The sequence below is a fragment of the Rhizobium sp. No.120 genome, assembly GCF_054558365.1.
Map to the genome: position 1 here is coordinate 1 of NZ_BAAJNQ010000064.1, position 521 is coordinate 521.

General features: G+C 58.7%; 1 pseudogene. It reads right to left on the reverse strand.

Annotated elements, in window-relative coordinates:
* Positions 1-298 (reverse strand): annotated as a pseudogene (locus ACYJRZ_RS31955) (hypothetical protein); the annotation flags it as partial.
* Positions 299-521: the final 223 nt, after the last annotated feature.

Sequence of the window (521 nt, forward strand, 5' to 3'; positions counted from 1 at the left end):
TATTCTTTTTCCGGCGAAGCAGCTTCAGATGACGGGTCATGTCGCGCACGACCCAGAGCGGCGGCATGTCGCTTTCGTTCAGCACCTTGTTCATGCTGTAGAGGCCTTCGGCCGTGAAGTCGGGCCAGAGGAAGTTCACAGCGGCCCAATGCACGAATTTGCGGTTCATGGCGCCGGTCGCCGTCAATCCTATGCCACCCTCACTGTCAGCATAGGCAACGGACAAAAGCATGCCGCGAAGAAGAGGGGACAGCGCGGCGACATTGACGTCGCCCTGCAGCTTGATTTCCGGAAGCATCGTGCAGCTTTGATCCCCAACTTGCGCCATAACTGCAAGCGATTATCGAACGGCAGAGGAACGATTGCCAGTGAGAAAGCTAAAGCCGAAGGGCAATGGCTATCACCCGCCCCCGCTCCGCCCTTGCAAGCCGGCCCAGCCGGTCGGATCGGGGGCTGATCCCTGCAGCTAGTGGCGCATTTCTAACTGGCTGAAGGTGTCGCAGCCCTATCCAGCTTTGACA